General features: G+C 35.6%; 4 protein-coding genes. 3 read left to right on the plus strand and 1 reads right to left on the minus strand.

Annotated elements, in window-relative coordinates; translation table 11 throughout:
• Positions 1-754: 754 nt before the first annotated feature.
• On the plus strand, positions 755-1,396 hold the full coding sequence (locus ACT8VG_RS07230; protein WP_444195510.1) for a Wzz/FepE/Etk N-terminal domain-containing protein: 642 nt from the start codon (positions 755-757) through the stop codon (positions 1,394-1,396).
• A gap of 94 nt (positions 1,397-1,490) precedes the next feature.
• On the opposite strand, the gene ACT8VG_RS07235 is transcribed toward ACT8VG_RS07230, so the two are convergent.
• Complete coding sequence (locus tag ACT8VG_RS07235) at positions 1,491-1,964, minus strand: cytosine permease (RefSeq protein WP_444195511.1); 474 nt, start codon at positions 1,962-1,964, stop codon at positions 1,491-1,493.
• Positions 1,965-2,228: 264 nt separating this feature from the next.
• Between ACT8VG_RS07235 and ACT8VG_RS07240 the strand changes: the two genes are divergently transcribed.
• Positions 2,229-4,025: an NTP transferase domain-containing protein gene (locus tag ACT8VG_RS07240; protein WP_444195512.1), complete on the plus strand. Its 1,797-nt coding sequence runs from the start codon at positions 2,229-2,231 to the stop codon at positions 4,023-4,025.
• A gap of 23 nt (positions 4,026-4,048) precedes the next feature.
• Positions 4,049-4,918, plus strand: coding sequence for an NTP transferase domain-containing protein (locus tag ACT8VG_RS07245; RefSeq protein WP_444195513.1), 870 nt, complete (start codon positions 4,049-4,051; stop codon positions 4,916-4,918).
• The last annotated feature ends 78 nt before the right edge of the window (positions 4,919-4,996 follow it).

Consider the following 4,996-nt stretch of genomic DNA (forward strand, 5'->3'; position numbering starts at 1 on the left):
TTAGGGTGTTTTTGGGTCGGAGATTTGTATTAGATAGAGGAGTTGTATGTATCGACATTTGGCAATGTGTCTTTAGTTTTAAGCTTATCTAACTTTTTAATGGTCTTTATCGATTCTGTTAGTGTTGTATTTTTTCCTTTGCTAAAACACATTGACTTAAAAAAATTGGGTGCTGTTTATATTAAGGGAAGGTTATTTTTGTCAGTCATTGTGCTTGGAATATTGCTTTTTTATTACCCGGCTAAATTGATATTTTCGTTTTGGCTTCCTCAGTATTCAGAATCTTTTGCATATATGGCTATACTTTTTCCAGTATGTGTATATGAGAGTAGGTTTAGCCTCCTTATAAATACATATTTAAAAGCTATCAGAAGAGAAGGCTTGATTTTAAAGATTAATATCATTAGTATTACTGTCAGCTGTTTTGCTACCATGCTGACAGTATATGTGATGCACAATATACACTTGGCAATTATATCTGTTATCTTTCTATATGCATTCAGGTGTGAGCTTGCTGAAAACTATTTGACGAAAATCCTTAAAATAAACATAATGCGAGATTTAATAACCGATAATTGTATGGTTTTGATGTTTATATTAACTGGTTTTCTTATAAATAACTGGGGGTGTACCATAGCTTATGGATGTGTTTATTTTATGTATCTGTTATTTAATAAGCAACATATTGTAAAAATAATAGGGAAGACTCGCCTTAGGAGATAAATTCCATTAAAGCAGGAAAAGAGGAAACATTATGATTTTCAAACAAAGTAAAGAAACGGGAAGCATTGTAATTGATGTTAGAAAGTTGTTACATCTGTTTTGGGAGCTAAAAAATATATATTGCTTGTTTATAATAATAGGCCTATTAGTTGGATATGCTATAAGTTACACATTAAAACCTACATATTTAAATACAATTCAAATTAAGCTCCCTGAGTATACTTCGGGAAGTACAGGGAATACGATTGCTAAAATTGCAAAATCAGATGGATTTATCTCTGACATTTTAAATGACCACAATAATAATGACAACTCGATTGTAATTGAGGCAAAAATGATTAGAGAGACGTCCATCCTTCAGATAATTATCTCAGGTCAAAACAAGTATGATCTTGATCAATTCATTGAAAAATACAAAAAACAAATTATTAAAAAGATAGAACCGATTGCGAATGAAATTATTATAAGAGACTTAGAAGAGTATAATCTAATGGGGGGGAGTCCCTTATCGATGAAGGAAATAACACAAAGCCAAGTGATAGTAAAGCCTCAAATAGTTAATACATCAGATACTATAATTAAGGTCAGTAGATACAAAAGGAGCATAATTGGAGGTATTTCTGGATTTTTGCTGGCTTTCATCTATATGATTATCAGATATGCAAAGAGGTGATATTAATTTATTTATCTATAATGGGGAATTTTAATATATTAATTTTTTCCCTTTCTAATGGATGCGAATTCATTGAAAGAATCCTTCCGGTTTTTTATTGGATTTCTAAATCGGATCTATCGTGTAACAGATATTTTCTGCAGTAAGGTACCACGCTTGCCAGATAATACAGGAGTCCTCCCCAAATGGCATCAAAACCGCTTCCGGTAGTAAGGAGGAATATGGGGCTTTCGGCCTGCCCGGTGATGGGGTTGTATACGAAGAGAATCGTTGTGCTACAGGCAATCAAAACGCAGGCCAGACCGATGAGATTGAAGCCGCCATTGTAATCATAGGCATGATGGCCTTTTATGAAGTAGGCAGATTTCAATGACAACTTTCTTTTTCGTACGAGGATGTAATCGGTAAAGGACAGTCCTATAATGGGGGCCTGTATGAAGGCTGCAATAGAGATGAATGTACCGAAGTGTTCTCCTACACCGCCCCAGATGGTAAGTATAGCTACATAGATACCTGTGAGAGTTACAAGCATACAGTAGTTCTGGGGGATATCACTTTTGATGATCATGCAATTTAGATAGGCTCCGATACCCTAGGTGCCGATATTGCCAAAGGCGACAAGAAGCAGGGATAACAAGGCAAATCCTGACTCGCAGAGCACAGGAAGCCTGATTCATGATGTGTGTGATGCTCTTTTGCAACAAGGATATCTTATCTAATTTGAAGGAGGAATATAAGAAGATTGTATGAAGCGTAATCAGACCATTGCATTCATGAAATAAAAATATATAATTTTCATGAACAGCAGGCGATGAATGAAGAGGGGATAGAAATGAATATTCAAGAATTAAATATATTAAAGGCTTTAAGCTTGAGTCCATTTGTATCACAACGGATTTTGGCGGAATCATTGGGATATGCTTTAGGAACAGTAAATCAGGCATTGCGGCTTTTGGTTAGCAATGGTTACTTGATACGATTTGACAGGAATAGTGAAAAATTAGTTCTTGCTGACAAAGCAAAAGCCTTCTTACAGTCACAATCACCGAGAAATGCAATTATATTAGCAGCTGGCTATGGTATGAGAATGGTACCAATCAATATGGAGAGTCCGAAGGGCTTATTAAAAGTAAAAGGGGAAACACTCATAGAGCGAACTATACGACAGCTTCATGAGGTCGGAATCAGTGAAATCCATATTGTTGTTGGATTTATGAAAGAGAATTTTGAATATCTAATGGATAAATACAATGTAGATTTGATTGTAAATCCGAAATATGCAAAATATAACAATCTTGAATCATTGGCATGTGCTGCTAAATATTTAAAAAATACATATGTTATTCCTTCTGATGTATGGTGTCGGGAGAATCCATTTAACAAGGTAGAGTTGTATCCTTGGTATATGGTCAGTGATTTACCTGATGATGACTCAAATGTACGAGTCAATCGAAAGGGTGAACTTGTTCTCGTGAAGCCAGGGGTAAAGGGTAATAAGATGATTGGCATCAGTTATCTTTGTGGAGAAGTATGTGAGATTGTTCGTAATAGAATTCATAAGTATCATGAGTATCCGACATATTTAGATAAATTTTGGGAGGAAACACTTTACACTGGCAATAAGATGATTGTATTTGCTGAAGCTGTGGATAGCAAGCACTGTGTAGAAATCAATACGTATGAGCAGCTGAGGAATTTAGATGGAAATTCGGATCAGTTAAAATCAGATGCCATTTCGACAATTGCAGATGTTTTCCATTGTAGAGAGTCTGATGTGACGGAAATTAATGTGCTGAAAAAAGGAATGACAAACAGATCATTTCTCTTTAATGTCAAAAACATCAGGACAACTGGCCTTTCAGATGGAAAGTATATTATGCGTATTCCTGGCGAAGGAACGGATTTATTGATTGATCGCAGACAGGAAGCACATGTGTATGAGGCCATTAAAGGTAAAGGATTATGTGATGTTCCGGTTTATATGAATGCAGAAAATGGCTTTAAGATTACACGGTACTTGCATAATGTGCGTACATGCAATCCGTTTAATGAGGCGGATTTGCAGAGGTGTATGAGCAAGTTGCGGCAACTGCATAGTCAGAGGCTGCAAGTGAAACATACTTTTGACATTTTCAAAAATATTGAATTTTATCATTCGTTATGGAATGATAATAAATCCATGTATCAGGATCACGAAAAGACGACGCATCATGTCTTTTCGCTGAAAAAATATATTGATTCTCAACAGAGAGACTTCTGCTTGACTCATATTGATGCGGTTTATGATAATTTCCTTTTCTATATGGAAAATGGTAGAGAGCAACTGCAGCTGACAGATTGGGAATATGCAGGAATGCAGGACCCTCATGTTGATATTGCGATGTTTTGCATTTATGCGATGTACAATAAAGCTCAAACTGATCATCTGATTGATATTTATTTCAAAGGGCAGTGCAGTGATGATACAAGGACAAAAATCTATTGTTATATGGCGGCTTGTGGACTGCTCTGGTCAAACTGGTGTGAATATAAAAGTCAGCTAGGGGTTGAGTTTGGAGAATACTCGTTACGACAGTATAGGTATGCGAAGGACTACTACCGATATGCAAGGGAAAGGATTAAACAATGATAAAGGTAAAAAATGCTGTGATTATGGCAGCCGGAACATCCAGTCGTTTTGCGCCATTAAGCTTTGAAAAACCAAAAGCGTTGATCAGAGTTAAAGGAGAAGTATTGATAGAGCGTCAGATTATACAGCTTCGTGAAGCGGGAATTCGTGATATTTATATTGTGACCGGTTATAAGTCTAATATGTTTGATTATCTTAGGGATAAATTCAATGTTTATCTTCGATATAATCATGAATATGCCGTTCGGAATAATAATAGCAGCATAAAGACGGTGGAAGATATCATAGGAGATACATACATATGCTCAGCTGATAATTATTTTACCAGGAATCCATTCTCGGCTTATGAGGATGATGGGTATTATGCAGCGGTTTATTCCGATGGACCAACTAAAGAATGGTGTCTCTCAGTGGATTCACATGGATATATCGATAAAGTACACATAGGAGGGAAGGCATGCTGGTATATGTTAGGGCATACTTTTTGGGATTATTCATTTAGCAGACATTTCATTGAAATTCTGAATCATAATTATGATTTGCCAGGTATGGCTGATAAGCTTTGGGAGAATATCTATATCGGGCATTTGGATGAATTAAAACTGAAAATTCGAAAATACCCGGAAAAGACAATTTTTGAGTTTGACTCATTGGATGAACTCAGGCAGTTTGATTCCAGTTATATTAATCATACAGGCTCTTCTATTATGGCCAGTATTGCAGAGAGGATGAATATTCAGGAAGGGGAGATTATCGATATTTGCAGTATAAAGGGGGAGAATAATCAATCCGTTGGCTTTAATTTTAAGGTGCATGAGAGAAACTATCGATATCTGTATGACAAAAGTAAAATAATATCACTAAAAAATAATATCACTGAAATGAAAGGCTAATCATGAGAACAGCAAATAATAATCTAATTGATTGGGAAATTACCATTATACCAATTGTTTGTATTTCCAGTATGGCTT

The organism is Catenibacterium sp. (assembly GCF_052354645.1).
GTDB classification, from domain to species: Bacteria; Bacillota_I; Bacilli_A; order Erysipelotrichales; family Coprobacillaceae; genus Catenibacterium; species Catenibacterium mitsuoka_A.